Source organism: Phytopseudomonas punonensis (genome assembly GCF_900142655.1).
Classification (GTDB): Bacteria; Pseudomonadota; Gammaproteobacteria; order Pseudomonadales; family Pseudomonadaceae; genus Aquipseudomonas; species Aquipseudomonas punonensis.
Genome location: NZ_FRBQ01000008.1, coordinates 160,392 through 187,238, shown reverse-complemented (window position 1 = coordinate 187,238; position 26,847 = coordinate 160,392). Strand labels below are relative to the sequence as shown.

Annotated in this window: 29 protein-coding genes and 1 rRNA gene; 15 read left to right on the top strand and 15 right to left on the bottom strand. The window is 60.2% G+C overall.

What is annotated here, in order from left to right; translation table 11 throughout:
- Positions 1-200: 200 nt before the first annotated feature.
- Positions 201-316, top strand: a 5S ribosomal RNA gene (gene rrf / locus BUC40_RS18355).
- Between the two features lie 430 nt (positions 317-746).
- Here the strand turns inward: rrf and queD are convergent.
- The 5 genes from queD to pnuC form a co-directional block, all read right to left on the bottom strand.
- Positions 747-1,103, bottom strand: a complete 357-nt coding sequence (queD, locus tag BUC40_RS18350; RefSeq protein WP_073267621.1) for a 6-carboxytetrahydropterin synthase QueD — start codon at positions 1,101-1,103, stop codon at positions 747-749.
- A 68-nt stretch (positions 1,104-1,171) separates the two neighbouring features.
- Positions 1,172-2,317, bottom strand: coding sequence for a catalase family protein (locus BUC40_RS18345; RefSeq protein WP_073267620.1), 1,146 nt, complete (start codon positions 2,315-2,317; stop codon positions 1,172-1,174).
- Positions 2,310-4,220, bottom strand: coding sequence for a c-type cytochrome (locus BUC40_RS18340; RefSeq protein ID WP_073267619.1), 1,911 nt, complete (start codon positions 4,218-4,220; stop codon positions 2,310-2,312). Before BUC40_RS18340 ends, BUC40_RS18345 begins: the two co-directional genes overlap by 8 nt.
- Positions 4,221-4,322: 102 nt before the next feature.
- Positions 4,323-4,853, bottom strand: a complete 531-nt coding sequence (locus BUC40_RS18335; RefSeq protein WP_073267618.1) for an AAA family ATPase — start codon at positions 4,851-4,853, stop codon at positions 4,323-4,325.
- A complete protein-coding gene (pnuC, locus tag BUC40_RS18330; protein WP_073267617.1) occupies positions 4,850-5,416 on the bottom strand; it encodes a nicotinamide riboside transporter PnuC in 567 nt (188 codons plus the stop codon). The genes BUC40_RS18335 and pnuC overlap by 4 nt, the downstream gene beginning before the upstream one ends.
- A 240-nt stretch (positions 5,417-5,656) precedes the next feature.
- Between pnuC and BUC40_RS18325 the strand changes: the two genes are divergently transcribed.
- Positions 5,657-6,487: an undecaprenyl-diphosphate phosphatase gene (locus BUC40_RS18325; RefSeq protein ID WP_073267616.1), complete on the top strand. Its 831-nt coding sequence runs from the start codon at positions 5,657-5,659 to the stop codon at positions 6,485-6,487.
- 24 nt (positions 6,488-6,511) lie between these two features.
- Positions 6,512-7,234, top strand: a complete 723-nt coding sequence (locus BUC40_RS18320) for a DUF1294 domain-containing protein (RefSeq protein ID WP_073267615.1) — start codon at positions 6,512-6,514, stop codon at positions 7,232-7,234.
- On the opposite strand, the gene BUC40_RS18315 is transcribed toward BUC40_RS18320, so the two are convergent.
- From BUC40_RS18315 to BUC40_RS18305, 3 genes are read right to left on the bottom strand one after another with little or no spacing between them, the layout of a single operon-like run.
- Positions 7,229-7,582 carry an MmcQ/YjbR family DNA-binding protein gene (locus BUC40_RS18315; RefSeq protein WP_073267614.1) on the bottom strand — a complete coding sequence of 118 codons (354 nt, stop codon included), beginning with the start codon at positions 7,580-7,582 and terminating at the stop codon, positions 7,229-7,231. The two genes, BUC40_RS18320 and BUC40_RS18315, sit on opposite strands and share 6 nt — an antisense overlap.
- Positions 7,579-8,778 carry an MFS transporter gene (locus tag BUC40_RS18310; protein WP_073267613.1) on the bottom strand — a complete coding sequence of 400 codons (1,200 nt, stop codon included), beginning with the start codon at positions 8,776-8,778 and terminating at the stop codon, positions 7,579-7,581. The genes BUC40_RS18315 and BUC40_RS18310 overlap by 4 nt, the downstream gene beginning before the upstream one ends.
- On the bottom strand, positions 8,775-9,755 hold the full coding sequence (locus BUC40_RS18305; protein ID WP_073267612.1) for a LysR substrate-binding domain-containing protein: 981 nt from the start codon (positions 9,753-9,755) through the stop codon (positions 8,775-8,777). The genes BUC40_RS18310 and BUC40_RS18305 overlap by 4 nt, the downstream gene beginning before the upstream one ends.
- A gap of 140 nt (positions 9,756-9,895) precedes the next feature.
- On the opposite strand from BUC40_RS18305, the gene BUC40_RS18300 reads away from it, so the two are divergent.
- Together BUC40_RS18300 and BUC40_RS18295 are read left to right on the top strand one after the other, a co-directional pair.
- A complete protein-coding gene (locus BUC40_RS18300) occupies positions 9,896-10,504 on the top strand; it encodes an FMN-dependent NADH-azoreductase (RefSeq protein ID WP_073267611.1) in 609 nt (202 codons plus the stop codon).
- 112 nt (positions 10,505-10,616) lie between these two features.
- Complete coding sequence (locus BUC40_RS18295; RefSeq protein WP_073267610.1) at positions 10,617-11,396, top strand: dienelactone hydrolase family protein; 780 nt, start codon at positions 10,617-10,619, stop codon at positions 11,394-11,396.
- Between the two features lie 45 nt (positions 11,397-11,441).
- On the opposite strand, the gene BUC40_RS18290 is transcribed toward BUC40_RS18295, so the two are convergent.
- The 3 genes from BUC40_RS18290 to BUC40_RS18280 form a co-directional block, all read right to left on the bottom strand.
- Complete coding sequence (locus tag BUC40_RS18290) at positions 11,442-12,227, bottom strand: DUF4394 domain-containing protein (protein ID WP_073267609.1); 786 nt, start codon at positions 12,225-12,227, stop codon at positions 11,442-11,444.
- A 152-nt stretch (positions 12,228-12,379) separates the two neighbouring features.
- Positions 12,380-13,084 carry an anti-sigma factor gene (locus tag BUC40_RS18285; RefSeq protein ID WP_073267608.1) on the bottom strand — a complete coding sequence of 235 codons (705 nt, stop codon included), beginning with the start codon at positions 13,082-13,084 and terminating at the stop codon, positions 12,380-12,382.
- Positions 13,081-13,629: a sigma-70 family RNA polymerase sigma factor gene (locus BUC40_RS18280; RefSeq protein ID WP_073267607.1), complete on the bottom strand. Its 549-nt coding sequence runs from the start codon at positions 13,627-13,629 to the stop codon at positions 13,081-13,083. Before BUC40_RS18280 ends, BUC40_RS18285 begins: the two co-directional genes overlap by 4 nt.
- A gap of 181 nt (positions 13,630-13,810) precedes the next feature.
- Here BUC40_RS18280 and BUC40_RS18275 point away from each other — a divergent pair, with 181 nt between their 5' ends.
- On the top strand, positions 13,811-14,839 hold the full coding sequence (locus BUC40_RS18275; RefSeq protein ID WP_073267606.1) for an amidohydrolase family protein: 1,029 nt from the start codon (positions 13,811-13,813) through the stop codon (positions 14,837-14,839).
- A 61-nt stretch (positions 14,840-14,900) separates the two neighbouring features.
- Positions 14,901-15,365, top strand: coding sequence for a DUF3859 domain-containing protein (locus BUC40_RS18270; RefSeq protein ID WP_073267605.1), 465 nt, complete (start codon positions 14,901-14,903; stop codon positions 15,363-15,365).
- A 70-nt stretch (positions 15,366-15,435) separates the two neighbouring features.
- Here the strand turns inward: BUC40_RS18270 and fabB are convergent, their stop codons facing one another.
- The 4 genes from fabB to BUC40_RS18250 all read right to left on the bottom strand — a co-directional run bounded on the left by fabB (position 15,436) and on the right by BUC40_RS18250 (position 20,317).
- Complete coding sequence (fabB, locus tag BUC40_RS18265; protein ID WP_073267604.1) at positions 15,436-16,656, bottom strand: beta-ketoacyl-ACP synthase I; 1,221 nt, start codon at positions 16,654-16,656, stop codon at positions 15,436-15,438.
- Positions 16,657-16,668: 12 nt separating this feature from the next.
- Positions 16,669-17,184: a 3-hydroxyacyl-[acyl-carrier-protein] dehydratase FabA gene (gene fabA, locus BUC40_RS18260; RefSeq protein WP_013791679.1), complete on the bottom strand. Its 516-nt coding sequence runs from the start codon at positions 17,182-17,184 to the stop codon at positions 16,669-16,671.
- Between the two features lie 302 nt (positions 17,185-17,486).
- Positions 17,487-19,397, bottom strand: a complete 1,911-nt coding sequence (locus BUC40_RS18255) for an ATP-binding protein (RefSeq protein WP_073267603.1) — start codon at positions 19,395-19,397, stop codon at positions 17,487-17,489.
- On the bottom strand, positions 19,394-20,317 hold the full coding sequence (locus tag BUC40_RS18250) for an ABC transporter substrate-binding protein (RefSeq protein ID WP_073267602.1): 924 nt from the start codon (positions 20,315-20,317) through the stop codon (positions 19,394-19,396). Before BUC40_RS18250 ends, BUC40_RS18255 begins: the two co-directional genes overlap by 4 nt.
- A 277-nt stretch (positions 20,318-20,594) precedes the next feature.
- Between BUC40_RS18250 and BUC40_RS18245 the strand changes: the two genes are divergently transcribed.
- The 8 genes from BUC40_RS18245 (at position 20,595) to BUC40_RS18210 (ending at position 26,842) form a co-directional block, all read left to right on the top strand.
- A complete protein-coding gene (locus BUC40_RS18245; protein WP_073267601.1) occupies positions 20,595-21,617 on the top strand; it encodes an NAD(P)H-dependent glycerol-3-phosphate dehydrogenase in 1,023 nt (340 codons plus the stop codon).
- An 11-nt stretch (positions 21,618-21,628) separates the two neighbouring features.
- Positions 21,629-21,967 carry a DUF4389 domain-containing protein gene (locus tag BUC40_RS18240; protein ID WP_073267600.1) on the top strand — a complete coding sequence of 113 codons (339 nt, stop codon included), beginning with the start codon at positions 21,629-21,631 and terminating at the stop codon, positions 21,965-21,967.
- A 10-nt stretch (positions 21,968-21,977) separates the two neighbouring features.
- Complete coding sequence (sixA, locus tag BUC40_RS18235) at positions 21,978-22,442, top strand: phosphohistidine phosphatase SixA (RefSeq protein ID WP_073267599.1); 465 nt, start codon at positions 21,978-21,980, stop codon at positions 22,440-22,442.
- 81 nt (positions 22,443-22,523) lie between these two features.
- Positions 22,524-22,967 carry a hotdog fold thioesterase gene (locus tag BUC40_RS18230; protein WP_073267598.1) on the top strand — a complete coding sequence of 148 codons (444 nt, stop codon included), beginning with the start codon at positions 22,524-22,526 and terminating at the stop codon, positions 22,965-22,967.
- A gap of 128 nt (positions 22,968-23,095) precedes the next feature.
- Positions 23,096-23,899 carry an alpha/beta fold hydrolase gene (locus BUC40_RS18225; protein ID WP_073267630.1) on the top strand — a complete coding sequence of 268 codons (804 nt, stop codon included), beginning with the start codon at positions 23,096-23,098 and terminating at the stop codon, positions 23,897-23,899.
- On the top strand, positions 23,896-24,759 hold the full coding sequence (locus tag BUC40_RS18220; protein WP_073267597.1) for an alpha/beta hydrolase: 864 nt from the start codon (positions 23,896-23,898) through the stop codon (positions 24,757-24,759). The genes BUC40_RS18225 and BUC40_RS18220 overlap by 4 nt, the downstream gene beginning before the upstream one ends.
- 160 nt (positions 24,760-24,919) lie before the next feature.
- Complete coding sequence (locus BUC40_RS18215) at positions 24,920-25,720, top strand: DUF4892 domain-containing protein (RefSeq protein ID WP_073267596.1); 801 nt, start codon at positions 24,920-24,922, stop codon at positions 25,718-25,720.
- A 48-nt stretch (positions 25,721-25,768) separates the two neighbouring features.
- Positions 25,769-26,842: an AI-2E family transporter gene (locus BUC40_RS18210; RefSeq protein ID WP_073267595.1), complete on the top strand. Its 1,074-nt coding sequence runs from the start codon at positions 25,769-25,771 to the stop codon at positions 26,840-26,842.
- The last annotated feature ends 5 nt before the right edge of the window (positions 26,843-26,847 follow it).

Below are 26,847 nucleotides of genomic sequence, written 5' to 3'. Positions count from 1 at the left end.
GGGTGTGTAAGCGTTGTGAGGCGTTGAGCTAACCAGTACTAATTGCCCGTGAGGCTTGACCATATAACACCCAAACAATTTGGCTGTTAGACGGTAGAAGTCGACAGTAATGCCGAAAATTTGCGAGAACACGTAATACCAACTGACATCACATACCCAATTCGCTGCAGCGGCTAAACCCCGAAGCAGCAACCAGTTTGCTTGACGACCATAGAGCGTTGGAACCACCTGATCCCATCCCGAACTCAGTAGTGAAACGATGCATCGCCGATGGTAGTGTGGAGTTTCTCCATGTGAGAGTAGGTCATCGTCAAGCTTCTACTAGAAACCCCAGATCTCAATAGAGATCTGGGGTTTCGTCTTTGTGGCGTCAGAAAAGCAAGGCTGCGGCCGACAAGTCGGCTCTGCATGAGCAGATCCCTGGGTATCGCTTCGCTCAACCGCAGGCTACGGGCGAAATAGTTTAAGGCCGTACCCCGGCAGTGAGTTGCTGGTAAAAGAGGAAAGTGTCTTCCACCCTACGGTGTTTAAAGGGCTCTCGTAGCCCGGGTTAGTCGAAGGCGTAACCCAGTGGATCCGATCTGGGCTTGCAGGCAGTCCATCCGTCTGCCACCCCCCTAAACCGGGCAATTCGCAGCCAAGTGACCGCTGCCCAGTTCACTGACTTTTGATTAACTATCAATGCCACTGAAAACACAAAACCCGCACAAGGCGGGTTTTGTTCTTTCACGAGCAGCGGATGAGTGTCAGTCGCCGCGATATTCACAGCCGCTGCTGCAGGTCTCGTGGATACGGATACGTGATAGCTCTGGTAGCAGCGGTTTGAGTTGCTGCCATACCCATTTGGCGAGCACTTCGCTGGTTGGGTTTTCCAGGCCGGGAATGTCATTTAGGTAATTGTGGTCGAGTTGTTCGTAGATCGGCTTGAAAATGGCCTTGATCTCCGAAAAGTCGCGAATCCAGCCGGTGTGCGGATTGACCTCTCCCTCGATATAAACCGCAATGCGGAATGAGTGACCGTGGAGGCGCGCGCATTTGTGGCCTTCCGGTACGTGGGGGAGCCGGTGGGCGGCTTCGAAGATGAATTCTTTGAACAGTTCCAAGGCCAATCTCTTTGTCTACAGGGCGAACAGGCTGCGATTCTAGCAGCCTGCTACTCGCTGTAGGGTGCTCACTGTTGATCCAATACGGCGTTGCGGTCGTGACGATAAGCGCTCACAGCTTCGTACACTGCCTTACGCAAGCGGTTAATCCCGCCGATAGGGCGATGCTCGGGCAGGGCATGCCATGGATTGAACGACAGGTTGTCGCAGAACAGGTTCTGCTCCGTACTATCGAAGTCCTGTGCAGGTAGGCGGATGTCCGCAACAGTTTCGAACGGCGCTATCTTCTCGTCCCACTCCACGCTCGGGTCTTCGATCGGCATGTAGTAACTCGGGTTCTGCCGTTGTACCTGCAGGGCGAAACAAGCCGGCATGCGATCCAGTGATAGCTGCTGATAAAGCGCGCTGCGCAGGAAGTTAGGCAAGTCGGTGTTTGGCTTTGGTATCGCGTACGCAGGGCAGTTTTCAGGCGTCGGTATGACTCGGTACTTGATGTTGTGTGGCCCAAGCTTGAACGGTGCGATGGAGTTGTAGGTCGTTTCGACCGGACTGCTCGGTGCCGGTGAAAGCGTTTTCAGGGCGATGATCAAATGACGGACTTCCCAGGTTCGCGGATCCCAACTTGGGAAGAAAGCCAGCGCCTTTCTGCCGTCCGCCTGGGCCGCAAAGTTGCTCCGGTACTCCGCAACATCGCGTACGAAGAATGCTGGATGATTGAACATCACGAAATCCTGCTCGCTGGCGTGTCGCGGATTCGACATCAGCTTGTCGCCTGGAACATCGAGGAGTTTGATGGCCATGCCTCGTGCATCACGAGCACGGTCGAACTGCGGATAGGCGTTGCCGTTGGAAAGACGCACCCAGGCTTTCCAGGTTTTGCCTGGCTCGCTGAGCACGCCCTGGCGTAGGGTTTCCTCGAGATCCGCTCGGACAGTGACTTCGGCCTTTACGCAACCGTGTGCCTTGGCGTGAGCATCACGTAGGACCCGGGTATTGTCGCGATGCTGCTCGACCACGCGAATGGCGTCTTCAATGATGCCTTCTGTATAAGCGGCCTCATTGGCTGGTATCTGTTCCTCGTCTGATACCGGGCCGGAGAATTTCCAGCTGTAGTAAGCCGCACCTATAGCCCAACCGCCGAGGCCGACGACCAACAGAAAGACCAGTGTTTTGCCCAACAGCCGGCCAAGCCAAAGCCAGAATCGTTTAAGCATCGTTGGACTCCTTGTTGTTAGCCGTCACGCTACCCTGGCAGGACTGCCCAGGATTCCAGGGTTTGCTCGGCATCTCGCTCAATTGGTTTTCCAGCTTTGCGTTGCCCAGCACCTTCAGGTATTCGACCAGCGCCCAGCGTTCTTCCGGTTGCAGGCCGCGGCCGATCACGCCGCTGTTGCGGCAGCCATCGCGGAACTCGTGCCCCTTGTTGCCATTACCTTTGATACCCGTATCGAGAAGGAAGCCGCCGGGAAATTTGCCGCTGACGAAGCCGACATGCTTGGGATCGAATTCGAAGTTCCCGACCCAGAATTGGCTGGGGCGCTCCGATACTGGCGACAGCAGATGAAAGAGCGTGGGTACCGAGCCGTTATGCAGGAAGGGTGGCGTGGCCCAGATACTGTCTAGCGGGCGAGCCTTGTAGCCGCGAATCTCCTGTACACCGATGGGCAAGCCATAACCGTCCATACGCTTGCGCTGCTCGGGGTCAATGCCGTTATCGCGATACGCCCGCTCCTCGACATAGGCAGTGATGTAAGCCAGCGCTTCGGCGGGTGAAACATTTCGGAAGTCGATCTTGTCGAGGCTGTTGCTGTACAGCTTGACCTCGAGTTTCGCCAGCTCGGTCTTCTTCCAGCCCAGCTTGCTGATATCGAAACGATGGTCGGCGATATTGTCGGCGGTGGTGGAGTCAGTGCCGACGATGGATGTCGGGATGACTTGCATGTGCCACTCGGGATCGCGGTCCGGGGCCAGGCGCTTATCGGGTGCAACGACTTGTGGTGCATGGCAGTGGGCGCAGTTTTCCTGGAACAGGGCGCGGCCTCGGCTGGCGAGAGGGATATCCACCTTGCCAAAGATTTTTTCCGGCCACGCCGGTGGTTGCAGGCGTTTCAGGGTTTCTTCCAGCTGGTAGAGCTCGTTGATGCGCACGCTGGAGGCGTAACGCTCCCCCTCTGGCACTGCTCTGCCGTTTTCGTCGAGCAGATGCAGCGTGGCGCCGACGCCGAGGGCTTCACCGACGTTGCGCGCCATGGGCTGCATGGCGGAACCGTTCCACTGCACCCAGTCGAACTTCCAGATATCCCAGAGGTGCGGGTAGCTGACCGGAGCATCGGCGACGCGATAATTGGCTGCGTCGATGCTGTCACCAAAGGTGGTATTGGCGATACGCCCGAAGGCATCGGTGCGGCCGAAGCCTTCTTCGGTCGGGTAGAGGCCACGGTGCCAGTCGTTGTAAGCGGTGCCTAGCAAGCGGTCGAGCACGCTTTTGAAGTCCGCCCGCAGAGTGTCGTAGTCGCGATCGTAGTGCTCACCCAATACCTCGTGGGCGAAGCGACGAAACTTCAGCGGGTTGTAATAGGTGAACGCCATGCTCATGCCAAGGGCCTGGCCAAAGCTGCCGCCTTTGACGGTTGGCACCGTGGATGCCAGTGAATGCAGCGCAGCCCCGCCGTCTATGCGCACTGCCTGGTCTTTGTAGCGCAGCTCACCGGTGTGGCAGGCGGAGCAGGTGATATCCAGGTACTGCACGCCGCTTTCGTCATCCTGATGGCGTGCGAAGCCAACCGGCAGGTTGCCAGGGTTGAGCGGTGTGGCTTTCTGGCCAGGTTGGGTAAGGAAGCCAAAGCGCGCCAGATAGTCGGGATCGGCAAACTTGCTTTTGCCGAAGGGCAGCTCCAGCGCCGAGAACCATGCGTACTGCAGGCCTTTAACGCGTGTTCCCTGAGGGGTGTAGTAATAGAACTGGCGGTCCTGGTCGCTCCATTGCCCCAGGTAGTGCACCTTGTCCGCCGGTTTGTAGTCGGGGAGATTGGGGTTGGCGATGTAATAAACGACGATCAGCAGGGCGATGAGCGCGAGCAGAAAGATGATCTGCACGGCGCGGCGAATCAGGCGCATTGGGACGTCCTTGTTGCGTTCTTCTAGTCGTACTCCTTTATGCCCATGCGAGCGGCTAATGGCAAGATGCCACGCGAGCAGCCCGCTAAATTAGTGTGGTTTTTACTCGGTATCCGTCAGCCAGTTCTCGACCAGGGCGATGACTTTCGCCTGACGCTCGCCCCAGGTGCCGGAAATTTCCACCATGGGTTGCCCGTGAGTGGTCAGCCACCCGGAACAGGCGTGATGAAAAGCCAGGCGTTGTTCTAGCTCCGGTTGGCAGCGTTGACCGTCGCTGACCCATTCCACGCCGCGCGGGTCGAGTAGCAGGTGCAGGTGGTATTCGCGCTCGAGCAGGGCCGGCTCTATCCACTCTGGACAGTCACCAAACAGCTCACGGCTCCACAGAATGTTGCTCAGCAGGTTCGTGTCGAGAATCAGCAGTTGAGGGCGCTCTGCCCGAGCGGTGTCTTCCCAGGCGAGCTGACCTTTGGCGATGGTGGATATATCGGCATAACAGGTATCGCGTTGCTGGCTGTCGATAAAGTGGCGCACGTACTCGCCCACCACGATTCCGCCAAAATGCTGCTGCAATTCATTCGCCAGCCAGCTCTTGCCGCTTGATTCGGGGCCCGTCAGTACCAGAACCTTCATGCCGCACGCACGGTTAGCTCACGCCGCCAGGTCAGCCAGCCATGGCAGGCCAGCAGGGTGAAGAGGCCGTACAGGGCCGCAGTGGAGAAGAGCGCCTGGTCGATGAATAGGCCGACGAACAGCAGGTCGAGCACGATCCACAGTGGCCAGCATTGCAGACGCTTCTTGGCCATCCACAGCTGCGCAACCAGGCTGAAGGCGCATAGCGCCGCATCCTGCCAAGGTGCGCTGGCATCGGTATACGTCGCCATCAACATTCCCAGTGCGATGGAGCCCAGTACACCCAGCGCGAGCCCCAGCGACGTTTGGCGCAGATCTAGGCGAGAGACCACAAGGCGCTCATCGGGGCGATCGCCGCGTGTCCAGTGCCACCAGCCGTAAAGCTGCAGCGCGGCATAGACGAATTGCAGCAGCGTGTTTGAGTACAGCTTGGCCTCGAAGAATACCCACGCGTAGAGCACCACCATGACCAGGCCAATCGGCCAGCACCAGGGGTTCTGGCGTACGGTCAGCCAGACGGCGAGCAAGCCGAGCAGCGATGCGCAGACTTCGAGCGGTGACATGAAAGGCCCGTTGCATGAGGAGAGGGCGCGCATTCTATCCCGTGTCAGGGCGAGCGTCTTGCGGCGAGATTGTCAGCGGCGGCGCAATTTGCGCGAATACAGTGATAGCGGTTTGAAATTGCAAATAACTGCTTTATAACTGCCGCTTTTTTCGGGCAGTCTGGAACCTCCGTCAGCCGCTCCAGTCCGAGAATCAATCCCTTTCCAGCCAGCCCGTCTGGCATATCCGTAGGAGTGTTGATGGACAGTTGGCTCGCTTTTCAGGCGCTGATTCTGGGTATCGTTGAAGGCCTTACCGAATTTTTGCCCATCTCGAGTACCGGCCACCTGATCGTGGTCGGTGACCTGCTGAACTTCAATGGCGAACGCGCCACGGCGTTCAAGATCATCATTCAGCTGGGCGCCATTCTGGCGGTGATGTGGGAGTTTCGTCAGCGCATCCTGTCGGTGGTGACCGGTCTGTGCAGCGATCCGATGGCTCGCCGTTTCACTGCAAACCTGCTGATCGCTTTTATTCCGGCGGTGATTCTTGGCCTGCTGTTTGCCGATATCATCGAGCATTGGCTGTTCAATCCGATCACCGTCAGCGCCGCGTTGATCCTTGGCGGCATCGTGATGATCTGGGCCGAGAAGCGTCAGCACCGCATCGTCGCCGAATCGGTCGATGACATGGACTGGAAATTGGCGCTCAAGGTTGGCTTCGCGCAGTGTCTGGCGTTGATCCCAGGCACTTCGCGCTCCGGCTCGACCATCATCGGCGGGCTGCTGTTCGGGTTGTCGCGCAAGGCCGCTACCGAGTTCTCGTTCTTCCTGGCGATGCCGACCATGGTCGCCGCCACCGTCTACTCGCTCTACAAGTACCGGGAAATCCTGCAGTGGAGCGATCTGCCGGTATTCGCCATCGGTTTTGTCACCACTTTTATCGTGGCCATGATCACGGTGCGTGCGCTGCTGGTATTCATTGCCAACCATAGCTACGCGGTGTTCGCCTGGTATCGCATCGCTTTTGGCCTGGTTATTCTGGCGACCTGGCAGTTCGGCTGGATCGACTGGAGCACGGCTGAGGGCTGATCCTCGGCTTACAGGGAAAGGTATATGCAGACCAAGGAGCAGGCCGGCCGCATCAAGAGCTGGAACGACGACAAGGGCTTCGGCTTTATCCTGCCTGCTGCAGGTGGTGCCGAAGTATTCGCGCATATCTCGGCGATGCGCGGTGATCGTCGACCCAACGCCGGTGACCAGGTGTTGTTCGTGGTCGGGCGCGACGAGCGTGGCCGTTTGCGGGCCGATCATCTGCGCTTGGCCGGTGGGCTGGCCGTCGACCAGCCGCAGATTCGCGTGAAGCCGCGAGTCGCTGCGCCTTCGCGTAAAGCCCAACCGGCACCTGCGCGTGCCGCCAGAGCACGCAATCGCCAGCCTTCGGGCGAGCTGCGTAACCCTGCCGCCAAGTTAGTGATCTTCGCTGCGCTGTGCGGCCTGCCGCTACTGGGTTCGCTGCACTGGCTGGCTGCCGGACTGATGTGGCCGTTGCTGCTTTATCCGCTTGCCAGCGTGCTGTGCTTCATTCTGTATTGGAGTGACAAGAACAGCGCCCAGCAGGGCCGCCAGCGTATCCCGGAAAACACTCTTCATCTGGTTGAGCTGGCTGGCGGTTGGCCGGGCGCGCTACTGGCGCAACAGCTGTTCCGACACAAGACGCGCAAGGCGTCCTATCAGATCATGTTCTGGGCCATCGTGGCGCTGCATCAGTTGTTCTGGGTTGATCAGGTTCTGCTCGGTGGTGCTTACACCGGTGGCTGGCTGCGCGGCCTGCTATAGGTCGAGCAGCAGGCTGACCTGCTGCTTCTTGGGCAGGCGCCTCACCACAAGTTGGTGAGAGCGGGCCAGCAGGTCGCGCAACTCTTCATCGCTCATTGGCGGCCGGCTGCCATTCATGCTGATCCAGTGAGCGCGCGCCAGGTACGGAGCAGGGCGAATGCCCGGGCGATCCGTGAAACCAATAAACAGCGCGTCATCCACCTTGAAGGCCAGGTTGTCACCGAGAAAATCGAGAATGGCGAACATCTTGTTGTGCACCACAGAAAACACCTGATTGCTGCCCCACTTGTAATCGACACGCGCGCCCGGTAACTGCAGGCAAAAGGCGACCAGCTCTTCGCGGGTCATGGCTGCACCTCTTTCTGCCGCTGCGCACGGCGCAACAACAGCACGCTCAGGCCAAGGCCAAGCAGCGACAGTAAACCGGAAGCGAGGAACACCGCGCCATAGTCATAGGCGCTGGCGATCAGCCCCATCAGTGGGCCGGCAATACCCAGCGCCAGGTCGAAGAACAACGCGTAGGCACCCAGCGCCGAGCTGCGGCTGGCAGCGGGAATGTTGCCGATTGCCTCTACGCCAAGCGCCGGGTAGACCAGCGACAGACCGAAACCGGTCAGTGCTGCGCCGCACAGCGCGAGTGCGGGGATTGGTGCCAGCCACAGCAGCAGCAAACCGAGGGTCTCGATAGCCAGGCAGATGGTCGCGACCCGATAACCGCCACGTCGTTCGATGGTGCCGGCAAACAGCAAGCGCGCGGCAATAAACGCGATGCCAAATGCACTCAGGCAGTAAGCTGCGTGGTCCCAGCCCAGGCTGGCGTAATACAGGGTGACGAAGGTTGCCAGCGTGCCAAAACCGATGGAGCCCAGGGCCAACGCCAGGCCATTGGGCGCGATGGCCAGAAATACGTTGTGAAACGGCAGGCGCTTGCCCTGGATGATCGGGATGGCCGGTTTATCACGCGCCACCCACAGGGCGCCGAGGCTGAGCAGGGTGATCGCCAAGCCGATACTCCACAAACCGAGTACAGATGCCATCAGCACACCGAGCGGCGCACCGATGGCAATAGCGCCGTAAGAAGCGATGCCGTTCCAGGAAATGACCCGCGCGGTGTTCTCGGCGCCGACCCGGCCAATGCCCCAGGTGATCGAGCCGGTACCAATGAGCGCCTGGGAAATCCCCAGCGCTATGCGCCCGGCCAGCAGTAGAGCCAGACCAATCTCACTCGAAAAACCATAGAGGCTGGTAGCTGCCAGGGTCAGCACACCGCTGCCCGCTGCGCCCGCGAGGCCATAGACCACCGCTCGCTTGGGGCCGATATGGTCGATCAGCACACCAGTAATCGGCCGTGAAACCAGAGTGACGAGGTATTGCAGGCTGATGACCAGGCCGGCCATGACCGAGCCGTAGCCCAAGTCGTTGAGTACGAAACCAGGCAACACTGCCAGCGGCAGGCCGACGCAGAGAAAACCGATAAAGGTGAAAAACACCACTGCAAGAATGCGTGCGGTCTGGCCTGGCGTCTGGGACTTGCTGGCGGTCATCGGCTGTCCTCTCGGGTTGGCGAGAAGATAACGTTATCAGGTTGATCTGACACGGCGGGAATAATGTCCGTTCCCGGCATCAACCAGCCGTTGCTGCTGGCCTGAATCATATGCTCCAGCCAAGCGCGTACCGCAGGCAGCATACCGCGCCGATGAGGATAAACGGCCTGCAAATGGCCGCCGGGCAGGTGCCAGTCCGGTAACAGGCGAATCAGCCGGCCAGCCTGCAGGTCGGCCATGCATTTGGTGTGCGGCAGCATGCTGAAACCCAGGCCTTGCAGCGCGGCCTCACGGCGTATGTCGAAGTCTTCGATGCTCAGGCGCGCCTCGACTATTACTTCACGCCGCACACCGGCCGAGTTCTTGAGCAGGTGGTGAATACGCCGGTCGCTGCCTGCCGCGCCAAGTGCGGGGAGCTGCTGCAGGTCATCTGGGGTGCGAATGCTCATTCCCTCCAGCAGTGCCGGAGAGGCCACCAGGTAGGCAGAGGCGGGAGCCAGTTGGCGAGCGATCAGAGAGGGATCCTCATCGTGTTGATCGCGTACCCGCAAGGCGACATCGATGCCTTCCTGAAGCAAGTCGACACGGCGGTTGGTCAGCACCACATCGAGCTGCACCAGCGGGTATTTGGCCAGAAAACTGCTGATTACCTGATGCAGTCCGGCACGCGCCAATTCGACCGGGCACGACATACGCACTCTGCCGCGTGGCTCACTGCTCAGTGAGGCTACTGCCTCCTGGGCCTGCTCGGCTTCGAGCAGCATTGCCTGGCAATGACGCAAATAGCGCTCACCGGTTTCGGTCAGCGCCAGTTTGCGGGTGGTGCGTTGCAGCAAACGCACGCCGAGGCGTGCTTCGAGTTCCGCCACACGCCGTGACAGCCGCGATTTGGGGATGCCTAGTTGCTGCCCGGCAGCGCTGAAGCCGCCGTGCTCGATCACCTTGGCAAAATACATCAGGTCGTTGAGGTCCTGCATACCAGCTCCAGAAGTCAACAAGATGGTCCTGTCAGTAGAACGCATCATCGCATTTTTACTGGCTAATCAGTTATTGGCTTCATAGGTAGGATTAACCTATCGAAACATCTACTGATGAACCTCATCTCAAGGAGCCTCTTATGAAACTTCTCCATCTTGATTCCAGCATCCTCGGCGATGCTTCTGCTTCCCGTCAGCTCAGCGCAGCCGTAACCAAGGCCTGGAAAAACAGCCAGGCCGATGTCCAGGTTACCTATCGCGACCTGGCCAGCGATGCGCTGAGCCATCTTTCTGCTGCCAGCTTTGTTGCCGGCGGTACTCCGGCCGAGCTGCGCGACGCCGCCCAGGATCACGAAGTGGCTCTGGCAGAAACGACGCTGGAAGAGTTCCTGGCAGCCGATGCTGTCGTGATTGGCGCGCCGATGTACAACTTCACCGTTCCGACCCAACTCAAAGCTTGGATCGATCGCATTGCTGTCGCTGGCAAAACCTTCACCTACACCGAGAATGGCCCGCAAGGTCTTGCTGGCGGCAAGAAAGTGGTGATCGTCTCCACCGCTGGTGGTATCCACGCTGGGCAAGTCAGCGGCAAGGCCCATGAGGACTATCTGATTCTGGTGCTGAATTTTCTGGGTATTACCGACATCGAAGTGGTACGCGCAGAAGGCCTGGCATACGGCGAAGAGCCAAAAGCCAACGCATTGCGTGCTGCCCACGAGCAGATCGACGGTCTATTCGCAGCCGCCTGATTTGACGTTTGCTTGCGGCGCCCGGGTTCTCCTGGCGCCGTAAATGTGCTTCCTTGTCTTCCAGGCGCAGCTTCTGCTGCTTCATTGAGCGCATGCACAAGGGAGTCATGGAATGAAGAAATCACTGTTGTCGGCAGCATTGCTGGGCTTGGCAGGGTTGGCGGAGGCGGGCGTGGTCGTCAAGAACGTCCCCTACGAGATCGATGGCCAGCCGTTCGAAGGCAAGCTGGTGTACGACGATGCGATCAGCGAACCACGTCCCGGTTTGCTGATGGTACCCAACTGGCTTGGCGTCACCGACGCGTCTGCCGAGAAGGCTGCCCGTGCTGCTGGCGACAAGTACGTGGTGTTCGTGGCCGACATGTATGGCAAGTCCATCCGTCCCAGCAATGCTGACGAAGCCAAGCAGGCCGCCACCACCGTGCGCAGCGACCGCGCGCTGATGCGCAAGCGCGCCCAGGCGGCTGTCGAGGTGCTCAAGGGGCAAACCAGCCAGGTCGCCCTGGACACCGCCAATCTGGGCGCGATTGGTTTCTGTTTCGGTGGTGGCACCGTTCTCGAGCTGGCCCGCTCGGGCGCGCCGCTGAAAGCCTTCGTGTCCTTCCACGGCAACCTGGACACACCAAACCCCGCCGACGCCAACAACATCAAGGCGCCGGTTCTGGTGCTGCATGGTGCCGACGATCCGGCCGTTCCGCCGGCTCAGGTTGATGGGTTCGAGGCAGAAATGAAGGCTGCCAAGGTGGACTGGCAACTGGTCAGCTATGGTGGCGCGGTGCATTCGTTCACCGACCCGCTGGCCAATACGCCCGGCAGCAATCAGTACCATCCGCTGGTAGCGGCGCGGGCATTCAAGGCGATGAACAATCTGCTCGACGAAGTGTTCGAGTAAGGTGAAGCGAGAAGGGGAAGGCCCTATGGCCTTCCCTCTTGGATGTTACTTGGCTGGCAGGACTGCGATGTCGATGATGTCATCCGGCAGCTTCTTGATCTCGCCCAGCGCGCTGGCCTTACCGGTCTCCAGATTAACTTGGTGTAGCGTGGTACCGCTCAGCAGGTAAGCGGTGTTGCCGCCCTTGCCGTCACTTTTGATATCCAGCGCGGCGCTCTTCAGGCCGTCTGTGATCTTGCCAACGACTTGCTGAATACCGTCATTTGGCGGGTTTTGCAGCATCAGGTTGCCAGTCGCCAGGTCAACGGTGTACAGCGCGGTTTTCTCGGTGCCCTTGTAAGCGTTGGTGTAGGCACCGGCTACCACCTTGGCAGTCTTGCCGGCGTAGGGGCCTTCTTTGGCGTAGGCGACCTTGCCGTCCACCACAACCTCGCCACTTTCGACGTTGACGCGCAGGCTGGTGCCATCGGCAGCCAGCAGACGCAGGCGGTCGGCCACCGGGTTGAAGTCCACCACCGCCAGGCCTTTGCCTGGCAGCGCTTGGCTCAGTTTGGCAGCCTTGCTGGCCGCGCCGGTTTTGGCGTCGACGGTGTAGAGCTGGCCGGCATCATCCAGGCCATAGATCCAGCCATTGGCCGGGCGTACATCGATGCCGCGCAGGCTCGAAACGCCACTGAGTTTCACGTCGGAAACAACGGTGAGGGTCTTGGTGTCGATGTGCAGCAGCTGGCCGTCTGCGCTCAGGGCCAGCAGGTCATCAGCATTGGCGGTGGCGCAACCCAGGGCTGCGGTGGTGATGGCGATACCGAGCAGTTTCTTGGAAATGTTCATGAGCGTCCTCTCTATGGGTAAGGCGCGAAGGTCTCTTCGCGCTCGCATCCAGGCACCGTGAAATAGAGCACCTGTTATCCATACCCACGAGAGTGGCGGGCAGATGTCGGCAGACATATCTGTTTACATCTGCCACCCCGGTACCCATCCGCTCAGTCCACTGACGCCATCACCGCTCGGCCGATATACAGCACTTCACCCGTTGGCCGGTTCAGTGGTGAACCGCCGGATGGCTCCAGGGTGAGCTCGAACAACTGGCCGGCGCGTACCGCGCCGATCTGCTCGGCGGATAGGGTCAGGCGTTCGCCCGGCTCGACCAGGCCGAGCGAGCGCGGCCCATCCTTAGGATCGACGAGTGTCCAGAACTGTACTGAGCGGTTCGCCGCTACCTGATCCTCACGCAACGGCTCGAGCAGCAAGGTGCCGGCTGCATCGATATGCACCACCCAGCCTGGCGCCGCGGCTTCGCCCGGCGGCTGCAGCACGGCGGTGTAACTCGCAGGCGGCGAGTCGCTCTGCCAAGGCATCGGCAGCAGTGCGATGATCAACGCCATCGCCAGGGCCGCGCTGGTCAGGCGCCAGGCGCTCAAGCTCGACCACCAGGCCTGCCAGGCGCTGGTTTGCTGCCCCAGATTCAAGGTTTGCTGCAGCCGTGACCAGAGGCCGTGCGAGGGCGTGCTGGGTTCGAGCCGGTCACTGAGTTCGAGAAAGTGCTGCTCCCATTCCAGGGCCATGGCAGCAGCCTGAGGGTCGTGCGCTATAAGGTCGGCGATTTCGTCCGCCTGCTCCGCTTCGAGCAGGCCAAGAACATATTCGCCAATAAGCGCACGGCGTTCTGCGGGGTCGGTGCTTATCATCGTTGCAAACACTCCTGCAGTGCGCGCAAACCGCTGCGAATGCGCCCTTTGATGGTGCCCAGCGGGGTGGTCAGCCGCTCGGCGATCTGCTCGTGAGTCAGGCCGCGGTAGAACGCCAGCAGAACCGGATGACGCCGTGGGCGCTCGAGCTTCTGTAGGCAGGCGCGAAGGTGGCGCTTGTCGGACTGATGTTCGTGCTGCTGAGCGGCCGATGGGCTTTCATCGATCAGGTGATCGGCGATGTCGTCGCCAAGCGTCACGGTGCGGCCGCGCTGGCGCAGCTGGTTCAGAGCGCGGTAACGCAGGATGCTGTAGATCCACGCTCGCCCGCTGCCCAGTGAGCGCTGGAAGCGCCCGGCATTGCGCCAGATCTGCACGAATGCGTCGTGCAGGCAGTCCTCGGCCGGGTCGCGATGGCCCAGCAGGCTGATCGCCAGGCCTAGCATCTTTGCCGCCTCCTGGCGATACAGCGCCTGAAAAGCGCGCTCGTCACTACGCGCGCATGCTTCCAGGGTACTCTCGTAATCGAACATCGGATCAGACATGCCGTCGTCCTGTCATGGGCTGCGTCCTGAAGGTACAAGGGTTATACCCGAGACGAGCCGTTACAGATGTGCCGGCAATGAAACAAATAGTCTCGCTAACGCTGTCGCAGAACCGCCATCTAGGCTGAACTTGCCTGAAGAGCTTACAGTCTATGCTGCTCAACGACAGGAGTAGGCCTGCATGCGATTGATTCGGCTAGGGTTTTTATTGTCTGCAGGGCTGTTAGCGGGCTTTGTCGAGGCGCGCGAGTACCGTTACAGCGATGCTCACCTGCATTACGTGGATTTTTTCCAGGAAAGCGCCGGCATGGATGTTTTACTGCAGCGTATGGATGAAGCAGGCGTCGACCATGTGATGTTTTCCGGCATTCCGGTTGCGAAGAAATGGCACGAAGACGAGCCAAAACGCCCGCGCTATTACGCCGGTGACGACGCCGCCGCCTACTGGTACAGCGCCACTGACGTGCTGATCGCCCACGCCTACAAGCAGGTTCCCGAGGCGCAGCGCTATCGTTTTCATCCCTTCCTGTCTGGCTTCAACCCCAACGACAAGAATTCCGACTCCCATATCCGCCGCATGCTTGAGCTCGATCCAGGGCTTTGGCAGGGCATTGGCGAAATATTCACGCGCCACGACGACCTGACTTCGTTGATCGAAGGCAGTACGCCGCGAGCCAACAACGAGGCCATGACGCGGGTTTACCATTTGGCCGCCGAGTACGACCTACCGGTGATGCTGCACTCCAACATCACCTCCAAGCGCGAGCGTAATCCGTTGTATCTGCAGGAGATCGAAGAGCCACTGCGTAATCATCCGCATGTGCGCTTCATCTGGGCTCATGCCGGCACCAGCATGGAGATTCACCGGCATCAGGAGAAGCTGGATTTCCTGTTCGATACGCTGGCACGCATGCTGGAGAGCTACCCCAATTTGTACGTCGATCTATCGTGGACCATGTTGCGGCCGTACCTGACTGACAAGCACGGTAAGCCAGATCCCAAGTGGGTGGAGCTGGTCGGCCGTTATCCGGATCGTTTCATGATCGGTTCCGACGTAGTAGGGCGCTTCGACAGCATGGGCGAATGCATGCAGGGTTTCGATCGCTTCCTTGACGCGCTACCCGAGGACGTTGCCCATAAAGTGGCCAGGGATAATTTCCTCTCCATCCTGCCGCGCAAGGTGCAGAAGTCACTGCCGACCTCACGCTGATTGTCATCAGGCTGTCATCGCCGCGTCATAGCCTCGCGCCATTCCAAAACAGGAGCGTGAGATGCAACAGTTTCGATTAGCGACGATGACAGCGCTGCTGCTGGCAGCAGGCCTGGCTCAGGCAGAGGTTCGTGTGGAAGGGCCGGTCGAGTACGGCGTGTTCGTCAGCCAGTACCAGAATTTTCAGCCCGGCGAGCGCGTGCTGACCCAATCCAGCCAGCAAATCGAGAAAACCACCGTGGTGCCCGCCAAGCTGGGTACCAAGTTTGGTATGCGCTACACGCTGACCGGTAAGACGGCTGATGCCGAACCGCTGACTTTGTTGTATCTGACCCCGGGCGTCATCGGCGCCGATGGACAGCGTCATGACAAATTCGTGGTCACTCAGAAGCTGGTGCCGGATGCGCCGCAGGACGTCATGGCGTTCGAGTTTTCCGAGAACAATGAAGTGGTGCCTGGCGAATGGCGTTTCCTGCTGTTCCAGGGCGACCGCAAGTTGGCGGAGCAGCACTTCGAGGTGCGCTGATTCTTGAACTGGAACGTTATGCCCATAAAAAACGGCGCCCTAGGGCGCCGTTTTTCGTATCAGGCAGCTATCACTTGCCAGTCCAGCGCTTCAGTACCAAGGTGGCGTTGGTGCCACCGAAGCCGAAGCTGTTGGACATGATGGTGTCCAGCTTGGCGTTTTCGCGGGTTTCGCGCAGGATCGGCAGATCAGCTACAGCCTCATCGAGCTCTTCGATGTTGGCTGATGCGGTGATGAAGTTGCCTTCCATCATCAGCAGGCAGTAGATCGCTTCGTGTACACCCGCAGCGCCCAGGCTGTGGCCGGACAGGCTCTTGGTAGAGCTGATGGCCGGTGCCTTGTCGCCAAACACCTCACGTACACCTTTCATTTCCGCGACGTCGCCGACCGGAGTCGAGGTGCCGTGGGTGTTCAGGTAGTCGATCGGGGTTTCGACGGTGGACAGTGCTTGCTGCATGCAACGCACAGCGCCTTCGCCGCTCGGCGCGACCATGTCGTAACCGTCAGAAGTGGCGCCGTAGCCGACGATTTCTGCGTAGATCTTGGCGCCGCGAGCCAGCGCGTGCTCAAGTTCTTCGACCACGACCATGCCGCCACCACCAGCGATTACGAAACCGTCACGCTTGGCGTCGTAGGCGCGGGACGCTTTTTCCGGCGTGTCGTTGTACTGAGTGGAGAGGGCGCCCATGGCATCGAACAGGCAGCTCTGGCTCCAATGCTCTTCCTCACCACCACCGGCGAAGACTACGTCCTGTTTACCGAGCTGGATCTGCTCCATGGCCTGGCCGATGCAATGCGCGCTGGTGGCGCAAGCCGAGGAAATGGAGAAATTGACGCCCTTGATCTTGAAGGGGGTCGCCAGGCAGGCAGAAACGGTGCTGCCCATGGTGCGGGTAACGCGGTACGGGCCGACGCGCTTGACGCCTTTCTCACGCAGGGTGTCGATGGCTTCCATCTGGTTCAGCGTAGAGGCGCCACCGGAACCGGCGATCAGACCGGTACGCGGATTGGAAACCTGCTCTTCGCTGAGACCGGAATCCTTGATCGCCTGATCCATTGCCAGGTAGGCGTAGGCCGCGGCGTCACCCATGAAGCGGAACAGTTTGCGGTCGATCAACTCTTCCAGGTTCAGGTCGACGGAGCCCGATACATGGCTGCGCAGACCCTTCTCGGCGTATTCCGGATTGAAGCGGATACCGGGGCGGCCAGCGCGAAGGTTGGCGGAGACGGTTTCTTTGTCATTGCCCAGGCAGGAAACGATGCCTAGACCGGTAATAACGACGCGACGCATGGAAAGGATCCTTTAGAAACTGTCGGTGGAAGTGAACAGGCCGACGCGCAGGCTTTCGGCACTGTAGATCTCGCGACCATCGACACTCACGGTGCCATCGGCGATCGCCAGGATCAGCGAACGGGTGATGGTGCGTTTGATATGGATGTTGTAGGTGACCTTCTTGGCGGTAGGCAGAACCTGACCGAAGAATTTCACTTCGCCTGAACCGAGGGCGCGACCACGACCAGGATTGCCCTGCCAGCCGAGGAAGAAACCGACCAGCTGCCACATGGCGTCGAGGCCCAGGCAGCCCGGCATCACCGGATCACCTTCGAAGTGACAGCCGAAGAACCACAGATCAGGATTGATATCGAGCTCTGCGACAATTTCGCCTTTGCCGTACTTGCCGCCCGTTTCGCTGATGTGGACGATCCGGTCGATCATCAACATGTTCGGGGCGGGCAGTTGCGCATTACCCGGGCCGAACAGTTCGCCGCGGCTGCAGCGCAACAGATCTTCCTGAGTGAAGGCGTTTTGTTTGGTCATGCGAGCTCCTCAATAATCCCCACGCGCCTCGGCTGGGTAAATCGTCCTGGCCGGCTGCGCATGAGTAATGCGACTGCCAGCAGCCTAGTCATAGACTGTTGCGTTGTGGTGAAAGTCACAGTGTGGTGAGTACAGTTGTACTCTCTAGGCGGCAATGGTGTCACAGATGCCCCTTTCATGCCCACTTCAGCCCGCAAGCGTGCAATATTTTCCTCGATCTGACTAGAGGCTGCCAGTGTTTCCGGTGCGTGAGAGCTTCGCGCTGATCGAATTCACGCATCTGTAACCTCCGTCTCGATGACCTAGCTATTGGCTGACAGCCAACGCTCGAGCACATCCTGCAGTTCCATGCGTTTGAACGGTTTGGCGAGGTAATCGTTCATTCCGGCTTGCAAGCAGGCTTCGCGATCGCCCTGCAAGGCGTTGGCCGTGAGGGCAATTATCGGTAGTTGACCGGCCTGTCCCAGCTCGCGGATGCGTCGGGTCGCTTCATAGCCATCCATGATCGGCAGGCGACAATCCATCAGCACCGCGGCGAAGCGCCGTTCCCTTACTGCACTCACGGCTTGGGCACCATCGCCGACCAGTTCGACCTGATAGCCCAGGCTGCGCAGCATGGCCTCGATCACCGTCTGATTGACCGCATTGTCTTCGACCAGCAGCACTGAGCATGCGGCCTGTAAGGTCGGCTCGCTTGCAGCCGTGCGGGAGGGCAGCTGGGATTGTTGAGCAGAAAATGGCAGAGGGATTTCCAGGGTGAAGCAGGAACCGCGGCCCAGCTCGCTCTCTGCCCTGAGAGCGCCGCCCATGCGCTCGGCTAGAGTACGAGCGATCGGCAATCCCAGCCCGGTGCCGCCGTAACGCCGCGAAATCGAGTTGTCGGCCTGCTGAAACGCATCAAACATCGTTTCCAGGCGCTCGTGACTGATGCCGATGCCGGTGTCGTGAACCTTGCATGTAAACCACAGCACCTGATTGTCCAGCGCTTGCCAGTGAGCTTCGATGCGCACTTCGCCGCGTTCTGTGAACTTCAGTGCGTTGCCTATCAGGTTGACCAGTATCTGCCGCAGGCGTGTGGGGTCGCCCTGAACTTGCGGTGCCGGCAGCGCGTCGTCGAGTTCCAGGCGGAGCACCAGGCCGCGCTGTTGGGCGCTGTGCTGGAAGGCCTGCAACGCCGCCTTGAGCAGTGCCGGCAGGTTGAAGCTGATCAGCTCGAGCTCCAGTGCTCCGCGTTCGATGCGTGAGAAGTCGAGGATGTCGTTGATCACCTTGAGCAGATGTTCAGTCGACTCCATCGCCAACGCGGCGTATTCATGTTGCTCTTCGTTCATCTCGGTGGTGTCGAGCAACTGCAGCATGCCGAGCACGCCGTTCATGGGAGTGCGCAGTTCGTGGCTCATCATGGCCAGGAAGTCCGACTTGGCTTGGTTGGCCAGATCCGACTCTTCGCGTGCCTTGATCAACAGCGTCATGGCTTGCTGCTGTTCCTTTGCCGCATTACCAAGCCCGCTGGCAAGGTTGTTGATGTGGCGGGCCAGCGTCGCTAACTCACCGCCGCCGACCTCGGGCAATTTGCTTTGATAATTACCCGCCTGGATGGCGGTAACGGCCTCGCTCATGGCGCTCAGCGGCCGTGATAGGCGGCTTGCAAGGCGACGTGCCAGCAGGAATGTGAGCAGCAGGGCGAACAACACCAGGGCTCCGACTTTAAGGAGGACTTCCTGCTGGCGCGAGTTGAACGCATCGCTGGACATGCCGACCACCACGCGACCCAGATAGGCGCCGGTAGGCGACTTGGTCGCTTGCGGGATTTCTTCGATGAAGTCCGAGCCGAGATCGATTTTTTGTTGCTGGATCGGCGCCTGGAAAATGTCGAGCTGGCCATTGCCGGTATGTGGGTTATCGGTCTGTTCGAGGTAGGCCAGGATGTTTTCGTCGCGGTCACGGACTTCGATAAAGCGCACGTGGGGCGTTTTCATGGTGGCCTGCAGCAGTGATTCCAGCACGTGAGGGTTGCCGGAAATCACCCCATACTCGGTAGCAGGCGCCAGCTGGCTGGCAATCAACTGGCCGGTGTGGTTGATCTCGGCGCGCAGATCCTGCAGTCGGTTGAACGTCAGAAATCCCGTAAGCAGAAGCGTTAGAAGCAGGGCTGGGCCAATGCTGATGAGCTGGGTACGCAGATGAATGTCCCAGCCTCGCCACAATTTCATGGCGTTTCTCCTTTGGAAAGCTGCCGTGCGAGCTCCTCGTTATCGGGCAGCTCGATACCTAAAGCGCGTGCTACTTGAGGGTTGCTAAGCACTTTGAAGGTGTTCGAGTAAGTGCCTTTCGGCCAGCTATCTGATGGCTTGTTGAGCAGGTTGTTGAGGGTGGCAAGCCAGTCGCTTTGGTCGCTGTAGGTAGTGGCAAGGCTGCCAGCGCGGACGAAGCCGGCACTGGGACCGATAACTGCATGCTGTTGGCTGTAACTGGTCAGTAGCAGTGTTTTGGCCGTCAGCGGGTTGTAGAGGTGATCATCAGCAACTGCGAGCAGCACATCGCTGGCGCTCAGCAGGCGCGTCAAGGTCTGGTTGTCACGGGTGTCTGACCACTTCTGCGCGACGATCTCGAGATTCAGGGCGCCCGCAGCCTGGCGTAGTTCATCGATCAGAAACTCACTATGTACATCATGCAGCACACCAACACGCCTGACCTGTGGGAGCAGCCGTTTGAGTAAGCGCAGCTGGCGCGACGGGGCAGGGTCCTGCCAGAGCACGCTTAGGTTCGCAGGCTGGCGCTCGCCAAAAGTTTCGTGTGCGAGCGTCTTGCTGACTTGCAGTACTACCGTGGGTGGGCCCGCTGGCGAGTTGAGACGCCAGGCCAGTGCGGCCTGGCCAAACAGAATCATGCGGGTATCACTGTCTATCTGTTCAAGAGGCGGCATTTCGTTCAGGGCAACGATGCGTACCTGATCATCTGGTCGCGCGGCCGCCAATGCAGTGGCGAAATGTTGCAAGGTGCTGGTATCGCCTGCGGTGCTCAATAGCAGATCTGTGGCGTGTGCAGGTGTCTGCAGCAAGCCAATAACCAGCAGTATGCGGCCGATCCAATCGCGGCAATACGAGTGCGCACGCTTGCACTTGTCGGCCATCTAGGATGCAAACCTGAGGCGCAGCGGATGCTGCACAGGGCGCGTCGCTCTGTGTGCAGATGTTTGAGAAAGGAAGATGGTGTGGGTCACGCAACGGCCCTGTTCGCGTAGTGAAGGCATGTTAACCGAGCGGTGAATCATTACCAGCCATGCTTTGTCAAAATTGCGACAGTTGCCCGGACGCCGCACACAGTCTGAGACATCCCGTGAGGCTGGCCGTAGAACGCGCGAGCCGTATAATGCCCGCCACCGGCATAGCATTGATAACGGACGGCTCATGACTCAACAGCAACCTATCGCAGTCCTGGGTGGCGGCAGTTTCGGTACAGCCATCGCCAACCTGCTGGCGCAGAACGGCCACCGTGTTTTGCACTGGATGCGCGACCCCGTGCAGGCTGAGGCCATTCGCACCCATCGCGAGAACCCGCGCTACCTCAAAGGCGTCAAGGTGCTTGATGGCGTGGAGCCAACCACCGATCTGTCAGCGGTGCTGAACAGCTGCGCGCTGGCCTTCGTCGCCTTGCCATCCAGTGCGCTGCGCCAGGTATTGCAGCCTGTGGCCGCGCTGCTGGCGGGCAAGATGCTGGTCAGCACCACCAAGGGCATCGAGGCGCAGACGTTCAAGCTGATGAGCGAGATTATCGAAGAGGTCGCTCCCCAGGCGCGGATCGGCGTGCTGTCGGGGCCGAACCTGGCCAAGGAAATCGCAGCTCACACGCTGACTGCGACCGTGGTCGCCAGCGAGGATGAAGCCCTGTGCCGCGAAGTGCAGGAAGTGCTGCACGGGCGTACGTTCCGCGTCTACGCGAGTGCCGATCGCTTTGGGGTCGAGCTTGGCGGGGCGCTGAAGAATGTTTACGCCATCATCGCCGGTATGGCGGCGGCGCTGGGCATGGGCGAAAACACCAAGAGCATGCTGATAACCCGTGCGCTGGCAGAAATGACTCGTTTCGCCGTGCACTTGGGCGCCAACCCCATGACTTTCTTGGGCCTTGCCGGTGTAGGCGACTTGATCGTGACCTGCTCGTCACCGAAGAGCCGCAACTATCAGGTGGGTTTCGCGCTGGGGGAGGGGTTGAGCCTACAGGAGGCTGTCGAGCGTTTGGGTGAGGTCGCCGAGGGCGTCAATACCATCAAGGTGCTTAAGGCCAAGGCCGAAGAGCTGCAGGTATATATGCCGCTGGTCGCTGGGCTGCACGCGATCCTGTTCGAAGGGCGCACGCTTGACCAAGTTATCGAAGCGCTGATGCGCGCCGAGCCGAAGACCGATGTCGACTTCATTCCAGCCACTGGCTTCTGAGGAAATCCATTATGAGTGAGCACTCCAACGGCGAGCCCATCGGGCTGCGCATCGTCTGGATGGTGTTGTTTCTGTTCGTCTGGCAGCTGGCCGAATTGCTGCTGGCCGGCGTGGTCTTGCTGCAAGTGATTTATCGACTCTTCTACGGTGCACCGAATGCAGGCTTGTTGAGTTTTGGTGACAGCCTTAGCCAATACCTGGCCGAGATCGGCCGCTTTGGCACCTTCAACACTGAAGCCAAGCCTTGGCCATTCGCTGACTGGCCGGCCCCGCGTCCATCGCAGGGCGAGGCGGCGCACAGCGTGCCGCCAGCACCTCATCCCGTGCGCGATGAGGAACCGAAGTTATGAGCAACCCAGCATGAAGCTCTGGTTGCTGCGACACGGGCACGCTCAGGCCGAGGCGCGTACCGATGCGCAGCGCGAATTGACGCCTTATGGCCGCGAGGAGGTGTTGCAGTCGCTCGAACATCTGCGTGGTTGCTCGCTCGACGCGATCTTCGTCAGCCCCTACATACGCGCGCAGCAGACAGCTGTACTGGTCGTTGAGGGGCTCGCCTTGCAATGCCCGCTACAGACTGTGCCCTGGCTGACACCGGATAGCGATCCCCGGGAGAGCCTGGCAAAGCTGCAGCGCCTAGCGGGCCATAACGTGCTGCTGGTTTCTCACCAGCCTTTTATCGGCGCACTGGGCGGTTTGCTAGTGCATGGCCATCGGCAGCAACCACTCGCCATGCATACCGCTAGTCTGGCGCTGCTGGACGGCGAAGAACTGCTTGCCGGGCTGATGAATTTGCAGCTGTTGGCGCATCCTGACGTGCGTTGATCTGGCAGCGGCACGCCGGTATGCGTGGCACGATCAGCCTAGCTAGTACCTGCAAACACCCATAACAACAAGGATTTGACCATGAGCCTCTGGCGCCAGACACCAAACCTCGATGACCTGAATGCTGCGCAGCGCAATACCATTGGTGAGCTGCTGGATATCCGTTTTGAAGCGTTCGATGACGAGTCCATCACTGCCAGCATGGTTGTGGACGCCCGTACGCATCAGCCCTACGGACTACTGCACGGCGGCGCTTCGGTGGTACTGGCGGAAAGCCTGGGTTCTACTGCCAGCTACTTGTGCATCGACACGCAAAAGTTCTACTGCGTGGGGCTTGAGGTCAACGCCAACCATCTGCGTGGCCTGCGCTCCGGGCGCGTTACGGCGGTCGCCCGGGCTGTGCACCTGGGCCGCACCACCCATGTGTGGGATATCCGCCTTTGCGGTGATGACGGCAAGACCAGCTGTATTTCGCGCCTGACCATGGCCATCGTGCCGCTCGGCAGCCAGCCGCCGCAGCCGTAGTCGATGCTTTTACTCGAGTGGCGCACGGTACTTGGCCGGAGCGTCGTCTTTCCTGACCGTTACGGGCGTTGCCGCCCGCAGCGCTCGGGCTGAAAATCCCAGCATTGCCGGCCATCAGCGCGACTGCCATGTCTCAGCTCATTTTCTTCGCCCACGCCAATGGTTTCCCTTCGGCCACGTACGGCAAGCTGTTCGCTGCGCTGGCGCCTGAGTTTCAGGTGCAGCACCTGACGCAGCATGCTCACGACCCGCGATTCCCGGTGAACGACAGCTGGAGCAATCTCGTCGATGAGCTGTTGTTCCACTTGGAGCAGTGTGCTGGCCCGGTGTGGGGCGTCGGCCATTCGCTGGGCGGCTTGTTGCACTACCATGCTGCGCTGCGCCGACCCGATCTTTATCACGGCCTGGTGATGCTTGACTCTCCGGTCTTGAGCCGTGTCGACCAGTTGGTGATTCACGCAGCCAAACGCTTCGGCCTGATCGACCGCCTGACGCCAGCCGGTCGCACGCTGGGGCGTCGTGAGCGTTTTGTCGACAGCCTGGAAGCGCGTCGCTACTTCGCCGAACGCCGGCTGTTCAGCCGTTTCGACCCCGACTGCCTGGATGCCTATGTCGAACACGGCTTGCACCCTGATGATGATGGTCTGCGCCTGCGCTTTGACCCGGCCACGGAGATCGGCATCTATCGCAGCGTGCCGCATACCAGTCCAGGGCGACCCCAGCAGTTGCAGGTGCCGCTGGCGCTGGTGAAGGGCGCGCAAAGCCGTGTGGTACTCGCGCATCACGGACGCATGGCGCGTCGTGCGCCACGCGGCGAGTTCCTGACCCTACCTGGCGGGCACATGTTCCCACTCGAACACCCTGATGCCACCGCGCAACTGCTTCGCAGTCTGTTCGCGCGCTGGCAGCAACCTGCCGAGGCTATTCAATGACCTGTGATGCCGAAGAGCTGCGCTTGCGCTTGCCGCATATCGAACTTGCTGCTCAGGCGTATGGTCCAGCGCAGGGCGCTCCGGTGATCGCTTTGCATGGCTGGCTCGACAACGCCGCCACCTTCGCCCGGCTAGCGCCGAAACTGAACGGGATGCGCATCATCGCGGTGGATTTCGCCGGCCACGGCCACTCGGACCATCGCCCGCCTGGAGGCGGCTATGCCTTGTGGGACTACGTGCATGACATCCTGCTGGTGGCCGAGCAGCTCGGCTGGCAGCGCTTCAGTCTGCTCGGGCATTCCATGGGCGCTATCGTAGCGTTGCTGTTGGCAGCAACCTTCCCGGAAAAGGTGCGGCGCCTGGCGCTGGTCGATGGGCTGATTCCGCCAACCACCGAAGCCGATGGCGCCGTCGCGACGCTCGCCGAGGCGCTGCAGGGGCGGCTGGCGCTGTCAGCCAAGCGCAAACCGGTTTACCCGAGTGTCGAGCGGGCTGCCCTGGTACGCCAGCGTGGCGTCGGTCATGTGAGCTTCGAGGCTGCCCAATTGCTGGCGCAGCGCGGGCTGATGTCAGTCGAGGGAGGTTTCACCTGGCGCACCGACAGTCGCCTCACGCTGGCAACGCCGTTGCGCCTGACCCAGGCCCACGTCAATGCTTTCGTCGGTGCGCTGAACTGTCCCACCAATTTGGTGTTGGCTGAGCAGGGCCTGCTGGCGCATCGCGACGGCCTGGATCAGTTGCTGGCTGCGACGTCGATCAGCGTCGAGCGGCTGCCAGGTGGGCATCATCTGCATCTGGACGACGAGGAGGGCGCGCAACTCGTAGCAGACTGTTTCAATCCTTTCCTGAGTGCGCCTTGACGGCCCCTTGCAACTGGGGAAAGGTGTCGGGCACTGCCATGGAGATTTGCATGACCGACCTGTTTATCACGGCGCTGGACGCGCTGCCTGCCAGCACCGCCGCCCACGCCCAGCCTGCCTACTCACTTATACCTTTCCCCGCTTGTGTAAGAGGGGCTGCATGCGTCTGAGTTATCTGCTTGTACTGATGTTTATCAGCCCCTTCGCCAGTGCCGATGTGGCCGGCAGTCATGATCTCGATGTACTGCCACGTTTTCCTGGCAGCGAAATCGTCAACTTCAAGGAGCAGGCCGATCAGGAGCGGCTTTACCCGCAAGGCACCATCCGCCGTATCAGCGGGCGCCTGCGCTATGAGCGCGAAGTGCTGGTGCAGGGTGCGCTGACATCCGTCACTTACGAGTTGCCTGCAACGCATACCGCCGACGAAGTGTTCGCTGCAGCACGCGAGGCACTGCAGAACCAGGACGCCCAGTTGCTCTACTGGTGCCAGGGCCGTGAGTGCGGCTCCAGCAGCCTGTGGGCCAATTCGGTGTTCGGCAATTCCACGCTGTACGGCTCCGATAATCAGCAGGCTTATGCGCTGCTGCGCCTGGCTGAACCTCGCCACGATAGTCTCGTGGCTATCTACAGCATCACCCGCGGCAATCGCCGCGCCTATCTGCACGCAGAGCTGCTGAAGGCTGATCAGCCATTGGCCAAAGTGCTGCCAACGCCTGCCACGCTGTCGCGACAGCTCAAGAGCACTGGCGAACTGCGTTTGCCCCGGCAGGATGAGCCTCAGCCCGAGTGGACGGAGTTGCTGGCGCGTAGCCTCAACCTCGATAGCACCTTGCGGGTCAGCCTCTCGGGCGCCAATGCCGAAGCCTGGCGCGAGGCATTGATTAATGAGCAGGTGAGGGCAGCTCGCCTCGAAGTCGGAGAAAGCACGGGCGACGGTTTGCGTATCGACGTGCTACGTTGAGCGCGCCTGTTGTAGCGGCTCTGTCTGGTTTTCTGGAAACACTAAAAAATGCCTAATAACGACCGTTTGCTGGTGCAGATCCTGCTACTGGGGCTCTTGGGTGCCAGCCTTTGGGTGCTGGCCCCGTTCTGGTCCGCGCTGTTTTGGGCTGCCGTCTTGTCTTTCGCTAGCTGGCCGGTGATGCGCTGGCTGACGCGCGTGCTCAAGGGTCGGCAGTCCGTTGCCGCAGGGTTGCTGACCGGCGTTTGGATCATCCTGGTGGCAGTGCCGCTGGTGGTGCTCGGTTTCAACCTTGCCGACCATATCCGTGATGCCACGGCGTTGATCAAGGGCTTTCAGGTCGAAGGCCTGCCGCCGCCGCCAAGCTGGCTGGCATCAGTGCCGCTGGTTGGCGGGCGCCTGGTGAGCATCTGGGAAACCCTGGATCAGCAAGGTTCGGCGCTGTTCGCCACGGTGCAACCTTATCTCGGTCAGGTCGGCAACTTCCTACTGGTGCGTAGTGCCAAGATCGGCGGCGGCTTTCTCGAGTTGGCGCTTAGCCTGATTCTGGTGTTTTTCTTCTATCGCGACGGCCCACGCTTGGCCGCGTTCGTCGAGAGCTTGCTGGAGCGACTGATCGGCGATCGAGCGCAGCACTATCTGGAGCTGGTAGCAGGTACCGTGCAGCGGGTGGTCAATGGTGTGATCGGCACGGCAGTAGCGCAGGCGCTGCTGGCCTATATCGGATTCATGATCGCCGGCATTCCGGGCGCGTTGCTGCTGGGGCTGCTGACCTTTGCCTGTAGCCTGATTATGGTGCCGCCGCTGGTCTGGGGCCCGGCGGTGGGCTGGCTGATCTGGCAGGGCGAGATCGGCATGGCGATCTTCCTGGGCATCTGGGGCTTCTTCATCATCAGCGGCGTGGACAACATCCTAAAACCGTACCTGATCAGCCGCGGCGGCAACCTGCCGCTGGTGGTGGTGCTGCTTGGGGTGTTTGGCGGCATTCTGGCCTTTGGCTTCATGGGCCTGTTCCTTGGCCCAACCTTGCTGGCAGTGGCCTACAGCCTGCTCAGCGACTGGGTCGCGCACAAGGCGCCAGCCGGGCTGCCACCGCGCGAAGAGCGCTCGCCACCGTTGTGACGCCG